Annotated in this window: 11 protein-coding genes and 1 pseudogene; all 12 read right to left on the bottom strand. The window is 39.7% G+C overall.

Annotated features, from left to right (window positions below):
• Positions 1-2: 2 nt before the first annotated feature.
• Positions 3-2,102, bottom strand: coding sequence for an acetate--CoA ligase family protein (locus B1202_RS11305; RefSeq protein ID WP_078190706.1), 2,100 nt, complete (start codon positions 2,100-2,102; stop codon positions 3-5).
• A 21-nt stretch (positions 2,103-2,123) separates the two neighbouring features.
• Positions 2,124-3,272 carry an acyl-CoA dehydrogenase family protein gene (locus B1202_RS11300; protein WP_078190705.1) on the bottom strand — a complete coding sequence of 383 codons (1,149 nt, stop codon included), beginning with the start codon at positions 3,270-3,272 and terminating at the stop codon, positions 2,124-2,126.
• A 220-nt stretch (positions 3,273-3,492) separates the two neighbouring features.
• Positions 3,493-4,734 (bottom strand): annotated as a pseudogene (locus B1202_RS11295) (MFS transporter); the annotation flags it as partial.
• A 56-nt stretch (positions 4,735-4,790) separates the two neighbouring features.
• Positions 4,791-5,939, bottom strand: coding sequence for an acyl-CoA dehydrogenase family protein (locus tag B1202_RS11290; RefSeq protein ID WP_078190703.1), 1,149 nt, complete (start codon positions 5,937-5,939; stop codon positions 4,791-4,793).
• 240 nt (positions 5,940-6,179) lie between these two features.
• On the bottom strand, positions 6,180-7,532 hold the full coding sequence (locus B1202_RS11285; protein WP_078190702.1) for an MmgE/PrpD family protein: 1,353 nt from the start codon (positions 7,530-7,532) through the stop codon (positions 6,180-6,182).
• A gap of 17 nt (positions 7,533-7,549) precedes the next feature.
• Positions 7,550-8,428, bottom strand: a complete 879-nt coding sequence (locus B1202_RS11280) for a LysR substrate-binding domain-containing protein (protein ID WP_078190701.1) — start codon at positions 8,426-8,428, stop codon at positions 7,550-7,552.
• Positions 8,429-8,703: 275 nt separating this feature from the next.
• Positions 8,704-10,425 carry an electron transfer flavoprotein-ubiquinone oxidoreductase gene (locus B1202_RS11275; RefSeq protein ID WP_078190700.1) on the bottom strand — a complete coding sequence of 574 codons (1,722 nt, stop codon included), beginning with the start codon at positions 10,423-10,425 and terminating at the stop codon, positions 8,704-8,706.
• 704 nt (positions 10,426-11,129) lie between these two features.
• The gene (locus B1202_RS11270; RefSeq protein WP_078190861.1) at positions 11,130-11,411 is read right to left on the bottom strand and encodes a DUF971 domain-containing protein; all 282 of its coding nucleotides are present in this window, start codon (positions 11,409-11,411) and stop codon (positions 11,130-11,132) included.
• Between the two features lies 1 nt (position 11,412).
• Positions 11,413-12,405 (bottom strand): HEAT repeat domain-containing protein, encoded by a 993-nt coding sequence (locus B1202_RS11265; protein ID WP_078190699.1) that lies wholly within the window; start codon positions 12,403-12,405, stop codon positions 11,413-11,415.
• Positions 12,406-12,410: 5 nt separating this feature from the next.
• Positions 12,411-13,262, bottom strand: coding sequence for an ABC transporter ATP-binding protein (locus B1202_RS11260; protein WP_078190698.1), 852 nt, complete (start codon positions 13,260-13,262; stop codon positions 12,411-12,413).
• Entirely contained in the window at positions 13,262-14,110 is an 849-nt protein-coding gene (locus B1202_RS11255) for an ABC transporter permease (protein WP_078190697.1), read from the bottom strand. Before B1202_RS11255 ends, B1202_RS11260 begins: the two co-directional genes overlap by 1 nt.
• Before the next feature lie 47 nt (positions 14,111-14,157).
• The gene (locus tag B1202_RS11250) at positions 14,158-15,621 is read right to left on the bottom strand and encodes an ABC transporter substrate-binding protein (RefSeq protein ID WP_078190696.1); all 1,464 of its coding nucleotides are present in this window, start codon (positions 15,619-15,621) and stop codon (positions 14,158-14,160) included.
• Positions 15,622-15,631: the final 10 nt, after the last annotated feature.

Below are 15,631 nucleotides of genomic sequence, written 5' to 3'. Positions count from 1 at the left end.
ACTTAACCTTCCTTGGCAATATGTACGAGTGCATCCACAGCTGTAACGCCTTGTCCTTGTGGGTTTACGATAAGTGGATTCATTTCAGCTTCTTCAATGTAGTATTCCTTAGATACTGCTAGCTGAGAGAAAGCCACTACAGTTTCGGCAATCGCTTTTAAATCGCCTTTCTGCTTACCACGGAAACCATCGAGAGCTTTGAGACCTTTTACTTCAGCAATCATTTCATAAGCTGAATCAAGCGTAACAGGCGCTAAACGCATTGAACTGTCTTTATAAAGTTCAGTTAGCACGCCACCTGCAGCCAGCATAACAATCGGACCCACGTCTTTGTCACGTTTAAAACCAACTAAAACTTCACCAAGACCTTTCACCATCGACTGGACTAAAACTTTTTCAACAGTCAGATTTGGGCAGTGTTTCTCAACGTTGGACTTAATTTGATTAATCGCTGCTTGAAGCTCTGAGTCATTTTGTACGTGCAAAATAACTCCCCCAACTTCAGTTTTATGACTGATTTGATCATGCAAAACTTTCACAACCACTGGATACGAGATGTCCAACGCTTTAGGTTGTGAAACATTCAACACTTGATATGGAGCATTTTGAATGCCTAATGGTCTTAGCAATTGATAAGCAGAATCTTCATCTAAAGTGACCGTAGTCGATTCATTAGGCTGAGAAACTTGCGCAGGGATTGGCATTGGTTGACGACGAGAAAATGCTGCATTAATTACATCAGCACACGCTTCTGGTGATTGGAATGCCGGCACGCCCGCCTGTTTTAATTGCTTTAACGCTTCTGGCGCATCAGGAACCAAGAAACTCACTAATGGCTTCTTGTAGGTCGAAATACTGTCAACAATCGGTTTGACTGCAAGATCTGGGTGATAACGGGCTGAAGAACCTGAAGCGACCAGTATCAGATCAAATTCAGGTGCTTCCTCAAGCACTTCTAGCGCAGCTTTCATCACTTCATACTTGGTACCAGCTAGTGTTAAATCGATGATACCGCCTGCATGAACCTCTACCCCACGTGCATTGAGTTTGGCAATCGTCTCGTCAGTAGGTGATACAACTGAAACATTACGTATACCGAGCTGATCAACGACCATTGCAGCTCCACCGCCAGTAGTCGTCAAAACACCCACATTAATTTGTTTTTTATTGGCAGTTTGTGATGGCACTTTGCTGAGCAGCGGAATCGCATTCAAGAAGCCATCTAGAGTTTCTACACGTGCAATACCGCAATCTTTAAAGAATGCTTCAGCTACGGCATCTTCACCAGCCATAGACCCTGTGTGAGAAACTGCCAGATCTGCGGCAACTTGTGAACGCCCTAGTTTGAATACCACCACAGGACGATTCAATTCAGCCGCTTTTACAGCAAATTCACGCAATTTATCTGCATGGCGCATGGACTCTAAAAACAACATATAGCCATGAATATCGGGGTTGTCTAAAGTTACTAAGCAAATCTCACCAACACTTAAATCAACCTCACCACCTACAGATACTAAACCGTAAAAGCCCGTGTGATGATTACGTCCACGTGAAGTCAGAGACCCAATCATACTGCCACTGTGCGACGCACAGAAAATATTGCCTTTTGGCAGTCCTGGTTCTGCAAATGCAGCATTTGCGGTTAGGAATAAATCCTCATAAAGGTTTACAATACCCAAGCTTGAAGGGCCAAGAATGCGTGTTCGATACTTAGCCTGCAATTCGCGCAATTTATTTTCTCGCACAATGCCTTCCTGTCCAGCTTCACTAAAACCACTCGCAATGAGTGTCACTACAGGAACACCTAATTTTCCACATTCCTCTACAGCATCTAAGGCTAATTCTGCACCTGTAAGTACATAGACATGATCTGGAACCTCTGGCAAATCTGTAAGTGAGGTATACGCTTTTTCACCCTGTACAGTTTCTCTGCGCGGGTTAATACAATAAATTGTACCTTTATAACCTGCATTTCTTAAAAAATGTAAAGGCCGCCCTGCAGTTTTGCTTTGATCATCAGAGATGCCCACTAAAGCAACTGTTTTAGGCTTCAGTAAAGCATCAGATAATTTCACGTCTTCTTTCAGCATTGAATTCATTTCTCTAAATCCTTTTAAATTTTACTTCGCGCGCTGATTAAAGCGACGACCAAATACATCTTCTGCAATACGGTTTTTCAATACTTCAATTGATCCACCTGCAATCATCCAACCACGTGTACGTTTAACACAGTACTCAACTAGTGATTCTGTCGAATAACCATAACCACCCATCGCTTGTAGTGCTTCGTTAGATACGTCCCAACCAGTTAAGTTACATGACAGCTTCGCAATACTCGTCTCATAGGCTGATGGCAGACCGCCATCGGCATTAATCGCAGCACGATAAAGTAGTAGTTGTGAACTTTCTAGTTTCAAAGCCATTTCAGAGAACTTCCATTGCAAACCTTGGAATTCGCATAATGCTTTACCAAATTGTTCACGATCTAAGCAGTGCTGACGTGCAACATTAAACGCATGACGGCCCAAAGCCAAGGCACGTGAAGCATTACCAATACGTTCGACATTAAAGCCTGAGATTTGCTTTTTAAATCCGCCTGGGCCTAGCAGCACATTTTCTTTAGGGATACGGCAGTTTTCAAAATACAGCTGACACCACTCTTCTCCGCTCATAAATGCAGACGGCTGACCCACATCAAAGCCTGGTGTACCGCGTTCCACAATCACAGATCCAATGCCATCCAAACCTGCACCGAAACGTACATAAATTAAAAAGGTGTCTGCATGCGGGCTATGTGTAGAAAAGACTTTTGAACCATTGATAATGTAGTGATCGCCATCTTCAACTGCTGAAGTTTTCAGTTCAGTTACTGACGAACCAGCGCCCGGCTCACTCATACCTAATGCTAATAAAGTTTTTCCTGCTAAAAGATCAGGTAGAAATTTTTCTTTCAAATATGACGATGCATATTCGGCAAATGTCCGGATTGCGCCAAAGTTACCAGCTTGAACCACATCAGCGCTTTTCGGGCAAACCAAAGCGAGTTCCTGAATGGCAATTACAGCATCCATCAGCGTGCCACCAATACCACCATCTTCTTCTTTCAGAGTAATACCCAGCAAACCCATTTCAGCTAATTTGGCAGCAATTTCCCAAGGATAGTCATGTGAATGCGCACGTTCTAAAGCACCATCTGCTAGTTCCTTTTGGGCAAATTTTCGTACCGATTCTGCGAATGCGTTCTGTTCTTCGGTTAAATTGAAATCCATGTGATTAACTCTATTTACTATAACTTTATAGAATTAGAATAAGTGTTTTGCTGTATCTATGTTTTCACAAAAATCATCACGCTATGACTTATTTGAGAAAATGTAAAATAAAAAAAACGCCCTGTTAGGGCGTTTTTTAAACTGTCATTTATACCGCTTGTCTAGATGTTTTAGACTCGATTTTTTGTTCTGCACTATCTGCAGGAATTTCTTCATTTCCTTGAGGATCATAGAGATGCTCTTTAATAAAGAATACTGGCAGTACACATACTAAATATGCGGCACCCATCATCAAGAATCCGTAACCTACTGAAGCATTGGTAGCAACAAAACCGATTGCAATTGGGCCAATCGAAGAACCGATACGCCCCATATTATGTGCTACACCTAAAGATGTACCACGAATACGTGTTGGGAAGCTTTCTGCCATGTATGTGCCATAAACTCCAAAAGGTAGGCCGTATAAGAAGCCAAAAGCAATCAATAGCCACAAAATATTTGATGGCGAATTAAACATTACAATGATAATTAGGAAAGCTGCAGTACTTACTGTACCTAGGGCAAACGTTGCACGACGACCAATTTTATCACCTAAAATACCAGCAATGACTTTACCTAGAATCATGGCCGTATAACTACCCACCATAAACATGGTCAGTTTTTTGATTTGCATGCCAAGCTCTTGTTCTAGATACAATGGCATCCAGTTGTTTACACCGTAATAACCAAAATGCATAAAGCCACTTGCTAAGATCCAAAGTACCAAAATCTTTCGTACTGATGGTTCTTTAAATAAGGTTGCAAATGCTCCTTTTGGTGCTTTTGATTTAGTCGCGAGTTGTTTACGAATGCTATCTTTTGCGGATAACCAAGCATCTGATTCCGGAACCATAATATACATAGCAATTGCTAATATTACACCGACACTCGCCAACATAAACATTGGTCGCCAGCCAAACTCAGGAATAATCGTTCCAGCCAAAATACTTGCAACGATATAACCAACTGTAATACCAGTTTGTAATGTGGCTACAATCGTAGTTCTTTTATGAGTAGGGACTGATTCAGCTATTAAGGTACTACAGACCATATAAACAGACCCTAAGAATAATGCTGAAATGAACCTTAAAATTGCGAATTGAGTGACATTTTCAGCAAAAGACAAAAACGATGTAAGAATTGAAAAAACAAATACACAGAACGTAATTGTCTTTACACGGCCAAAGCGATCACTAGACCAGCCACCTGTTACACCGCCAAGTGCCATCCCGACAAGTGTTACACTACCTAGCATGCCAGCTTCAACTGCAGATAAGCCAAAATCTGCTTTAATACTTGCTAAACTAAATGCCAAAAACATGACATCCGCACCATCCACAATAAGTGTCAGAAATGCAAATATAAAAGCGAGTTTCCATTTTTTATTGCCACTTCCGTTATTGGCAACAGTATCTACATGCATAATAAATTTCCTTTGCAATATATCTTATAGTTAAACTATTAACTTTTCCTGTGAATTTACTTTGCGCGCTGATTAAAACGGCGGCCAAATACATCTTCTGCTATACGGTTCTTCAATATTTCAATTGACCCACCTGCAATCATCCAACCACGGGTACGTTTTACACAGTACTCAACCAGCGATTCTGTTGAATAACCATAGCCACCCATCGCCTGCAGTGCTTCATTGGATACTTCCCACCCCGTCAGGTTGCATGATAATTTTGCAATGCTTGTTTCATACGCGGATGGCAAACCACCATCGGCATTAATTGCAGCGCGATAAAGTAGTAATTGAGAAGCTTCCAGCTTTAATGCCATTTCAGCGAATTTCCATTGCAAGCCTTGAAATTCACATAACGCTTTACCAAACTGTTCACGGTCTAGGCAGTGTTGACGTGCCACATTGAAGGCGTGACGACCTAGTGCCAATGCACGTGAGGCATTGCCAATTCGTTCAACGTTGAAACCTGAAATCTGTTTTTTGAATCCGCCTGGACCGAGTAAAACGTTCTCTTTTGGAATACGGCAGTTATCAAAGTAAAGCTGACACCATTCTTCGCCGCTCATAAATGCTGATGGTTGTCCAACTTCAAAACCTGCTGTGCCACGATCCACCATCACTGAACCAATACCATCTAGACCTTCACCAAAACGTACATAGATCAGGAAAGTATCCGCATGTGGACTGTGTGTAGAAAACACTTTAGAACCATTAATGATGTAATGATCACCATCTTCTACTGCTGAAGTTTTCAGTTCAGTCACTGACGAACCTGCACCTGGTTCACTCATACCTAATGCAAGCAGTTTTTTACCTGCGAGTAGATCTGGAAGATATTTCTCTTTCAGGTATGGTGAAGCATATTCTGCGAAGGTACGGATTGCACCAAAGTTACCCGCCTGAACCACATCGGCACTTTTGGGACAAACTAATGCGAGTTCTTGAATTGCAATCACAGCATCCATAAGAGAGCCACCAATACCACCGTCTTCTTCTTTCACAGTGATACCAATTAATCCCATCTCAGCTAATTTGGCCGCAATTTCCCAAGGGTAGTCATGTGAATGTGCACGTTCCAATGCCCCATCAGCCAGTTCCTTTTGGGCAAATTTACGTACTGAGTCTGCAAATGCGTTTTGTTCTTCAGTTAAATTAAAATCCATGTGTCTAACTCTATTAATTAATCCTGTAAAGTTAGAATATTGGATATAATTGCATCATGTTTTCGCATTAATCATCATGGTATGACTTATTTAAAATACAGAAATTTTTGATGATAAAATTTTTATATAAAATAATTTAAAACCATATAAAACAAAATCTTAATAAAATTTAAATTTTTCTAATAAAAAAAGCAGTGAGTTAATTCAACTCACTGCTTTATATAGATTTGATTGAATGACTTATAAAGTTAAGTCAGCAACTCTTATATTTTCAAGATTCCAAATTTGATCTCTTAATTCTTTGGCGTGGGAAGTCGTTAAAACTCCTTCAACTAATTCATAGAATTTATTGTCTAATTCTTCATCTGAAAGAGGCGCCTCAGGATCACCTTTTCGACATGGAGAAAAATGCTCGAATGATTGACCATTTTTGAGTGTAAGTTTAACTTTTGCTGCGCGTTGATTAGGGAACTTAGAAGTTAATTCATCATCACTTTCTAAGATAAGTTTCTTCATTAATTCACGTGTTTCTATTGATGCCATTTGCTCATCTATAAATGCATTCAGACGAACACTTCCGTGTAAAAAGCCATGTGAAACAACATAAGGTAGACTAAAGCGGCATTGGAAAGCCGATTCAGGATTAAAATTACCTGTTACATCAAGTGCAGTTTGGTAGGTTCTTACAGTAATATTTTCAACATCTTCAAGATTAAGATTTTGATTCAGAATTTGGCTACGAATTTCTAAAACACCATCGATAGCCGCGAAAGTATGACCACAACAACCATGATTTTTTTGGGTCATTTTACAGACATTATAATCTGTACCTAAATTCAGAGTTGCCTTTTCCCATTTTGGATCTTTTGATAAGGCAGCACCAAAACCAACCTCGCCTTCTAAAATATCTAAAGCACCAGTGATACCTTTAGCAGCAGCTTTGGCTGCTGTAACACCAATTGAGGCAGCATGTCCACCATGGAGGGCTTTGGTCATTGCATCTGAACGGAATGCTTGCTGTAAACCTGAAGCAAAAGTTGTAGCTGTTGCAACAGCGTGTGAAAAAATATTTTTATCATTTGGGTTAATTAAGAATGCCGCTGCCGCTGCACTTCCGATTGCGCCTACAGTACCTGTAGTATGGAAATACTTATAATGAGATGGTTGAACAGCTGCACCTAAGCGAGTAGAGACTTCATAACCAACTACTACCGCTTTTAAAAACTCTAAACCAGAACGCTGATATTCATCTGCAACTGCTAAAGCAGCACTAATGACTGGTACTCCTGGATGATATACAGCATCCCGGAAAATATCATCGAATTCTACAGCATGTGAAGTAGTCCCCATGACCCATGCTGCAGTAGAAGAGAACGCATTTTTATTTAAACTAGGTATACGACTTTTGCCAATTCCACACTCTTCTTCAAAGGTTGCAACAATATTTTCCCCAACTTCAGATACAAAGCCTGGGTACAAAGCAGAAAACCAGTCAAGTACCACACGTTTTGCATGATGCAGTGTTTCTGTGTTTAGGTCTCGTTGTGCTTCTAATGCAGCATACTCTGCATATTTTTGAATGAGCGTAGTCATATATTCTTTACATCCCTTTAATTAAGTTCTTCAATCAACCAATCACGTAATTCAATAATCTTTTCTAATTTCGGTGAGTTTTGTGGCACTACAAGGTAATAGCCTAGATCACGTTTAAGTACGTAATTTGAAAAATAAACCAAACTTCTAGTTTCAATTTCTTGTTCAACAAGCTTTGTCTGTGCCATCGCAATTCCAATACCATCAATGGCGGCCTGATAAGCTAAAAGTGAGTTCGGAAGAATAAATTGATCTGTTTCAGAGCTTTCAATGTCTTGAGCTACTAACCAGTCCGTCCAATCTAATTTCCTATAGTTAGAATGTATAAGTTTATATTTATTTACATCTTGTGGAGCCGGTGGTCGAGTTAAATGGCGAATTAAAGCGGGACTGCATACAGGTCTGATTTCATCGCTACATAAAAAATAGCTCTCTACATCAGGCCAATTACCATCTCCAAATTGAATAGAAGCATCCACATTTTCGGTTGCAAAATCTACTGGAGCGACAGCAGTCTTTATATTCACCCGTAATTTAGGATTTTCAGCATGAAGTTTCTGTAGTCGTCTAACCAACCATTTTGCTGCAAACGTTGAATAAACACGTAAGGCTATATCATTGTTTTTTCTATAAGAGCTCATGCCACGTGTAGCAATAGCAATTTTATTAAATGCTGGCCCAATCTCTGCATAATATTTTTCACCAGCATCTGTCAGACTGATTCCAGAACGTTCGCGCTTAAAGAATTCAATTCCAAGATATTCTTCGATCAAGGTTATTTGTCTACTCACAGCAGATTGACTCACATATAACTCATCAGCCGCCTTCGTAAAACTTTTATGTCTTGCTACACATTCAAAAGTGCGTAGGGCATTTAATGGTGGAATATCGCGCATATCAACCTCCTATTTAAAGAAGCACATTATAAATCTTCACTTCAAGCTTACTTGCCTATCAATAAGTCGTATGATCATGTTTAACATGACCGCTACAAAGTATATTCAACAGCTTACCGTTTTATTGATAAGGTTATTTGCAGAAAACTCATCATAGTATGAGTTATAAAAAAGCAGCCTCCGAAAAGACTGCTTTTACCTAAAAAGAAAAGTGAAGAGCTATAAAATAACTTCGTCATATTTGGGTATACGTAGAAACGTAGAAATACACCAAACTACATGTTTGGGTAATTCGGACCACCACCGCCTTCAGGCGTTACCCAGGTGATATTCTGAGATGGATCTTTGATGTCACACGTCTTACAGTGAATACAGTTTGCCGCATTGATTTGGAAACGCTTATCACCGTCATCATTTTCCATGATTTCATATACACCCGCCGGACAGTAGCGCTGAGCAGGCTCATCCCATTTTGGTAAGTTGACGTTTACTGGAATCGACGCATCAGTCAGTTTCAAATGAGCAGGCTGGTTTTCTTCATGTACGGTATTCGATACGAATACAGAAGATAAACGGTCAAATGTAATTTTACCGTCTGGTTTTGGATAATTCGGTTTGAAGTTCGCAGCATCGACAGTTTTTAAAGCACTGAAGTCTGGCTGTAAGTCATGTAGTGTAAATGGCACTTTAAAGATGTTTTGATCAACAAAGTTGAACACACCACCCATCCATTGACCGAACTTATGCATTGCAGGACCAAAGTTACGAGCGTTATATAATTCTTCTTTTAACCAGCTGCTGTTATATTTCTCTGTGTACGCAGTCACTTCTTTTGCGAAGAAGTCTTCACCTTCAGTCACACGGGCAATAGCAAGGTCACCGCCTTTTTTCACACCGGCAGCAATTGCTTCAAATACAGCTTCACCGCACAGCATGCCTGATTTCATGGCAGTGTGAGAGCCTTTGATTTTTGCAAAGTTCAAGAAGCCTGCGTCATCACCAATCAAGCTGCCGCCTGGGAAGGTAAATTTAGGCAGCGAGTTGAAACCGCCTTTCACAACTGCACGTGCGCCATAAGAAATACGCTTGCCACCTTCAAGGAATTGCTTGATGAGTGGATGTGTTTTCCAGCGCTGCATTTCCATAAATGGGTAGATGTGTGGATTGGTGTATGACAAGTCTACAATCATACCCAAAGTAACTTGGTTATTTTCTGCATGGTATAACCACCAGCCACCTGAAGAACCTGTTTCAGCTAAAGGCCAGCCAGCACCGTGCATGACCGTACCTGCTTTATGTTTTACAGGGTCGATTTCCCAAAGCTCTTTAATACCAATACCGTAGTGCTGCGGATCAGCATCTTTATCTAAATCAAATTTAGAAATGAGGCGTTTGCCTAGATGACCGCGGCAACCTTCAGCAAATAACGTGTATTTTGCGTGAAGTTCATAGCCTGGGGTAAAGTTGTGCGTCGGTTCGCCATCTTTACCAATGCCCATGTCGCCAGTTTGGATGCCTTTTACCGTACCATCTTCATGATACAGAATTTCAGAAGCAGCAAAGCCTGGGAAGATTGATACTTCAAGTTCTTCTGCTTTCGTACCTAACCAGCGAACCACGTTGCCCAATGAAATGACATAGTTGCCGTCATTGTGCATGGTTTTTGGCACCATCCAATGTGGCATTTCCTGAGACTTTTCATCAGACAATAAGAAATAGGTTTTGTCTTCAGTAACAGGCACATTTAAAGGCGCGCCTTGTTCTTTCCAGTCAGGGAACAATTCATTGATTGCACGTGGTTCAAGCACAGCGCCAGAAAGAATGTGTGCACCTACTTCGGAGCCCTTTTCCACGACACAAACGGACAAATCGTTCAGGTTATTTTCAATTGCAAGTTGACGGATTTTAATCGCAGCAGAAAGACCCGCAGGGCCTGCACCAACGATGACTACGTCAAACTCCATTGCCTCTCTATCAATTTCTGCTTCTGGAAACATCCGCTAGCTACCTACAACCAATCAATTACCAATATTGATAAGTATAGAGAGACGCCGATTCATGAAATTTCGGAAAACTCATCTAAGTAGAACTTAAAGGAACAATGAAGCCATCTAATTAATTCTGCATTTAAGATATTTTTAGTAGAAAAAAAGTATTCTAAGCTAAGTTCATGAACTAATAATTTCTAAATTTATTTTTTTATTGTTATAAGCTATTAAATTAATTAAAAAATAAGCATAATTATATTTATGAACTAGATTTTAGGTGAACATAAGTTAAATAGAATATTATTTAATTCTGAGGAATAAACTTCTTTTGTCCATAAAAGTTAATTTTTAAATTTTCAATGTAAATTAAAGCTAAAAATAAAATCAGCTTTAGCTTTATTGCCTTATAGTATCAAAAGCTCATTTTTATAGAGGTATAACTCAACACCACTATGAAGTTAATCGCATATTTTTTCTTTAGATTGAATTTCTAATACACTATTACGTCAGCTATTACATTGGTTTGACCATGTAGTTTTGCTGCATTAACACTTTCATGTATTTGTTGTTGTTGTTGTTGTTGTTGTTGTTGTTGTTCTTCTTACATCTAATGCATTTATTAAATATTCTTTTAATTATTGTTTTTTAAGTTACTTAATGATTTATTACGGATAAAAAGATGAATATTTAATAAATATTCATCTTAAATTGTTTTATAAAATATTTTTTAAATATTCCCAAGGAAAAATACCTTGATTGTGACCATCACTGAAACAGATCTGTACACCATAACCTTGACTATTTAATTCGGTAACCTGTACATGTTCGACCAATGAAACCGGTAACTTCTTAATCTTGTTATAACGACAAAATGCACAAGGACATGCATTTCGCAGTTGATCATGACTTAAAGTGACGATCTTTTCTTCCGACCAAATAAAATGTATAAGATTTCGCTCAACATCAAACTGAATATCTGTTGGTTTTGTTTGCAAATTATTCTGCACTGGCTTGCTCCAAAATTAACCCTAAACCAATACGAATCGCTTTACGCACTTCAGGGTCTGGATCATCGGCGTGATTTTGTAAAAGTTGTTTAGCTTGGTTGCCACCTATTTCACCCAAAGCCAAAGCAACCTCTTTGCGGAGGTTACTAATTTCAAAATCAAAATTATGTGCTAAGCCATCCAAAGCTTGCTTGGATTTAATGAGTCCTAAACTACGCACCACTGCAATACGCACTTGCCAATAGGTGTCATACAACAATTCAACCAAATTTTCTTCAAGTGAGGCTAATTTTAATTTTCCAATGGTTAATGCAGATTCAACGCGCAATTGCCAATCTTGTGAGGCTAAACCATAGGCTAAAGCATCTATAACTTCAGGATGTGCCTGTTTTACATAACCTAACCCACCTGTTGCAATACGACGAGTCTCTAAATCTGGGTCGTTGCGTGCAATTTGACTTAAACTACTAACGGCTTGTTCTTGCTGTAACCAACTCAATGTACTCACCGCTTCACGGCGTACTAATACATCTGTGTGATGAATATGTTTTTCAATTTCTTGATAAAAACTAAGATCACGTAAAGGTTTTAAGGCTCTTAAAATGGCAACTTTGACCGCAGTTTCTTCTTTAGCCAAATAGCCTACTAAAACCTCTGCAGATTGAGCTTGTTTAACTTCACTTAAACTTTGCGTCGCTGCTGCAACCACTTCAGCATCTAGATCTAATAATGCTCCTGCCAAAGCATTTAAACTGTATGGATCTTCCCAACCTTCAAGTCGTTTTGCCGCTTCTAAACGTACTAAAGACGCTGGATCATGTGCCAATGCATAATGCAACCAAGGTAATAAATCTTCCCGCTCTTCATCAGCAATATTCATTAATGCGATAAACCGTCTTTTTTCATCCTCTTGATTGAGTTGCTCAAGAAAATCTAAATCATCTTCATCTATATTGTTTAATTCTGGGTATTGGAACTGCATGGGGTTTATCCTTCTACAACTGCTTTTTTGGGAATCCCCAAAGGATTTAATCGATTCATATCTTCTAAAATTTCACGCTTTAAAGCATGCATACAATGTTTCTTTAATTCGGTAAATTCTGGTGAAGTAACAATGTCAATGTCTCTAGGACGAGAAAAATTCAGTGGAATTTCCTCAATAATTCGCCCTGGACGATGGCTCATGATCAGCACACGATCTGCTAAAAAAAGTGCTTCATCTATGTCATGAGTAATAAACAGCACTGTGGTTTGAATATCCTGCCAAATATCAAGCAAGAGTTGCTGCATACGAATACGTGTTTGCGCATCTAATGCACCAAAGGGTTCATCCATCAATAAAACTTTGGGCTGATTAATCAATACACGAGCAATTTCAACCCGTTGCTGCATCCCCCCTGAGAGTTCCGCAGGAAATTTCTGTTCAAAACCTGTTAGTCCAACTAAGTCGATCATGTGCTGTGCTTGTTTTTGGCGTTCCGTTGCTGAAATACCTTTCATTTTTAAGCCAAAAGCCACATTTTCAATGATGCTTTTCCAAGGAAATAAAGTGTGATGCTGAAATACCAAGCCCCGATCAGGATGCGGTTTAGACACTGTTTCAGAATCGACTAGCAATTCACCAGCGCTATAGGGCAAGTGCCCTGCCAATGCACCAAGTAATGTCGATTTGCCACAACCCGAAGGTCCTAGTAAGCACACAAACTCACCTGCTTGAATATGTATATCGACCTGATTTAAAGCTTGAAAACGCTGCTGACCTTGTCCTAAGTGTAAGGACAACTTACGAATGTCAATTTCACCAAGTTTTTTCAGAGATTGATTCACATGTTCAGTCATTAGGCTTTCCTTAATTGATACCAGGGAGTAAATTTTTTCCCAATCCAACGTACTAAGGCACTACTCAACATGCCTAAGGCACCAATGAGTAACATTCCAACTACGATGCTGCTGTAATTTTGTAGCGTGAAAGACTCCCAAGTGAAATAACCAATGCCTAACTGACCTGAAATCATTTCAGCCGTAACTAAACAAAACCAGCATGTCCCCATACCAATGGATAGACCTGTAGTGATATTTGGTAAAGCACCCGGAATCACCACTTCTCTTACAATGGCAAATTCAGATGCACCGAGACTTTTTGCAGATGCAATCAATCGAGGATCTACTGCTTCCACTCCATGAATGGTATTCAATAAAATTGGAAAGAGTGCCCCAATAAATGTGATGTAAATCATGGAAGCTTCTGACGATGGAAAAATTAAAATTGCCAATGGAATCCAAGCCACCGCAGGAATTGGACGCAAGACCTCAAGCGGTGTTAGAAAAAAAGCGGCCATTTTCTTATATTGACCAATCAGCAAGCCCAAAGCCACGCCAATCACACCCGCTAAAGCAAAACCAATCAGTACCCGTAACATACTGGCTTTTAAATGCGCCAAAGCCGTCGGTAGTTGAAAAAATTGAATAATGGCTTGAACGACTTCAACCGGTGTCGGTACATTGCTAAAATTCACAATACCCAGATTAATTTTAAATTGAGCCAACGCTTGCCAAAGCAATAAGCACAGCAAAAGCGAAACAGTCCCCCATATAAATTGACTCAATTTTGGATTTTTAAGTGCATCCCATTTTACGGAAATGGCTGGATGCAACGCCTTTTCCTGATTTTCAACTAAACTTCCCATAATGCGTTTCCTCATTGTTGGCGATTAGGCTAGACAATGTGATTGCCTTATTTCACAAGTTGTTGAACAGCTTTAAAATCATAGACTTTGCCGCTGTGGGTTTGCGCAAACTTAGTGGCATCATCTTTGAGCAAAAAGGCCTGAATCTGTCCAGTTTGATTGGTTGCGAACCACGCTAAATTTGACAGTAGCTTGATGTCGCTTTGGAAATCTTGGCTATACACAACACGGGTTTGCTGACCCGCTTGTTGAATTTTCTTTAAATCTTGGAATGCATGTTCAGCCGTTTCATAACTACGCACTTGTTTTTCACCTTTGACCCAAATTTGCGTCACATGCTTAAAGGTTTGAATTGGCTCACCTGTTAAGGCATCCTTGGCAATCAAAGGTGATTTGCCATAATTGGCTAATGACTTGGTATAATCGAACTTAGATGCTGAAAATGCATCTTTAATGTATTGCTCTGAAATAAATTGATTGACATCAATTTTTCCGTCATTCTTACCTAATATTTTTAAGGTATCGACTGCGGTTTGCGTCGCCTGGCGATATTCAGGTTTCCATGTTAAATCTCGGGTTTGTAACCCCAATGGTCCATGAAATAAATATACAACTTCGGCAGGAATACCGGTTTTATCCGCAATGAGCTGACTATATTTTTCAGGTTCTTTTTGTAGCAATTGATCTGCCTCAATGGTCGCTTGCAGATAGGCTTTAATCACTTCAGGATGTTTTTCTGCATAGTCTTTAGTAACAATCGAACCATGAAAAGTCGGTGCATTGGCCTGTGAACCATCATAAATTTTTCGAGCAATACCTTGATATGCAAACAATTCACCAAAAGGCACAAAGTCTGCATGTGCGGCAATCTTATTGCTCTTTAATGCAGGACCAGCAACTTCAGGTGCTTGCGCGATAATTTTAATGTCTTTATCCAGCTCCCAGCCTTGTTCTTTGGCGACTCGTAGCAATAAGCCATGTGCGGTCGAAGCAAAAGGTACAGAAATCGTTTGCCCTTTCAGTTCTGCAATCGAATTCACCTTAGATTCGGTTGGCACAACGATGGCGTTACCACTGCCTGTAGTACTCCCTGATAGAGGATTTAAAAATAGACTTTGTTTACCTGCCTTTTGAAAAGCCACCAAATTATTGACCGCAGGAAAATCTGCCATTGCGCCAATATCCAATCGGTCTGCCACCATTTCACTGGTTAATGGAGCACCTGAAGTAAAGTTTTTCCATTGAATGTCATATTTCACATTCTTATATTCACCATCTTTGGGCAAATATTTATCGAGTAAATCCAGTTCACGGATCAGTAAACCACCGGTTGCACAGTTAATGGTTGTATCTTGTGTACCAATGGCGATGCGAACTGTTTCAGCTTTCGCTGATGTGCTATTTGTATTGGTTTTATCAGTATTTTTACTGTCACAAGCGCTTAATCCCCCTGTAAAAACTAGGCTGATTATGCTGCTGAGTAGCACTTTTTTTGTAGTTAATTTAGCCATGGATGAGTCT

The organism is Acinetobacter amyesii (genome assembly GCF_002018365.1).
Lineage (GTDB): Bacteria > Pseudomonadota > Gammaproteobacteria > Pseudomonadales > Moraxellaceae > Acinetobacter > Acinetobacter amyesii.
This window is presented reverse-complemented; position numbering and strand designations above follow the sequence as displayed.

Excerpts from the sequence above, each read along its gene's own strand:
- B1202_RS11305 (WP_078190706.1), bottom strand. The coding sequence starts at position 2,102 with ATGAATTCAATGCTGAAAGAAGACGTGAAATTATCTGATGCTTTACTG.
- B1202_RS11300 (WP_078190705.1), bottom strand. The coding sequence starts at position 3,272 with ATGGATTTCAATTTAACCGAAGAACAGAACGCATTCGCAGAATCGGTA.
- B1202_RS11290 (WP_078190703.1), bottom strand. The coding sequence starts at position 5,939 with ATGGATTTTAATTTAACTGAAGAACAAAACGCATTTGCAGACTCAGTA.
- B1202_RS11285 (WP_078190702.1), bottom strand. The coding sequence starts at position 7,532 with ATGACTACGCTCATTCAAAAATATGCAGAGTATGCTGCATTAGAAGCA.
- B1202_RS11280 (WP_078190701.1), bottom strand. The coding sequence starts at position 8,428 with ATGCGCGATATTCCACCATTAAATGCCCTACGCACTTTTGAATGTGTA.
- B1202_RS11275 (WP_078190700.1), bottom strand. The coding sequence starts at position 10,425 with ATGTTTCCAGAAGCAGAAATTGATAGAGAGGCAATGGAGTTTGACGTA.
- B1202_RS11265 (WP_078190699.1), bottom strand. The coding sequence starts at position 12,405 with ATGCAGTTCCAATACCCAGAATTAAACAATATAGATGAAGATGATTTA.
- B1202_RS11260 (WP_078190698.1), bottom strand. The coding sequence starts at position 13,262 with ATGACTGAACATGTGAATCAATCTCTGAAAAAACTTGGTGAAATTGAC.
- B1202_RS11255 (WP_078190697.1), bottom strand. The coding sequence starts at position 14,110 with ATGGGAAGTTTAGTTGAAAATCAGGAAAAGGCGTTGCATCCAGCCATT.
- B1202_RS11250 (WP_078190696.1), bottom strand. The coding sequence starts at position 15,621 with ATGGCTAAATTAACTACAAAAAAAGTGCTACTCAGCAGCATAATCAGC.